General features: G+C 50.9%; 2 protein-coding genes. Both read left to right on the top strand.

The annotated features are described in order from the left end of the window. Positions 1-372, top strand: a 372-nt coding sequence (locus tag lacNas_RS00070) for a substrate-binding domain-containing protein (protein WP_201346472.1), incomplete at its 5' end; no start/stop codon positions are given. A 294-nt stretch (positions 373-666) separates the two neighbouring features. Beyond that, on the top strand, positions 667-966 hold a 300-nt coding region (locus lacNas_RS00065), incomplete at its 3' end, for a PTS sugar transporter subunit IIB (protein ID WP_201331041.1).

Below are 966 nucleotides of genomic sequence, written 5' to 3'. Positions count from 1 at the left end.
GGCGGCCGCCAGTTTGACCGCTATGCCGGCCAAAAGCTCAGCATCCAGGACCTGGCCAAGCTGCCGCTGATCGGGCTGACCAAGACCAGCAGCAGCTACCAGTTTTACGCCCACTACTTTTTGCAGCACGGGATTCCCTATGATCCCGACATCGAAACCGAAACGGTGGACCAGGTCCTGTCGCTGGTGGAGCGGGGGTTCGGCTTCGGCTTTTTCCCGGAGATCCTGGCGAAAGAGGAGATCAAGAAGGGAAAAATCTTCACTCTCGAACTTGAAGAAGCTCCCCGGCCGCGCAAGACCTACCTGGTCTATGACCCGGACCGCGGCCGCAGCCTGGCGGTGCGGAAGGCGATCGACTTTATCCGCCGCTAGACCGGATCTGCCGGGAAGCTGACAATTGGTAAAAATGGAAATTTGCATATCTGCGTGAACCCTTGAAGGATCAGCCTTCAAGGGCTTTTTTTCTGCTGAAAAAAATAGTCGTAACAACAAATCAGAAGAGGTGCCAACGCCCGCGACCCAGTCATGCTCACCCAAAATTCCGTCAATCCAAAAATAAAAAACATATTTTTAGAAAAGACTAGACATATTCTTAATCAGAGGGCATAATATATTTTGTAAGCGATGACAAATACGCAAAGAGAGAAGTTCTAGGAGGTAATTAGAATGGCTGAAAAGACGGTTATGCTTTGCTGCTCAGCAGGGATGAGCACCAGTATTTTGGTAAAGAAGATGCAGGACGCTGCTAAGAAGGACGGACTGGACTACGAGATTTTTGCCTGTCCAGCAGCTGAAGCTGACTCCAACCTGGAAAACAAGGAAATCTCCTGTGTCCTGCTTGGGCCGCAGGTAAGCTACATGCTGGGAGACTTCCAAAAGAAGGTTGAAGGCACTGACGTTCCAGTCGCCGTCATCGACATGGCCGCTTATGGCATGATGGACGGGGAAAAGGTAGTTCAACAAGCT

It is taken from the genome of Lactobacillus nasalidis, assembly GCF_016587775.1.
Taxonomy (GTDB): Bacteria; Bacillota; Bacilli; order Lactobacillales; family Lactobacillaceae; genus Lactobacillus; species Lactobacillus nasalidis.
This window is presented reverse-complemented; position numbering and strand designations above follow the sequence as displayed.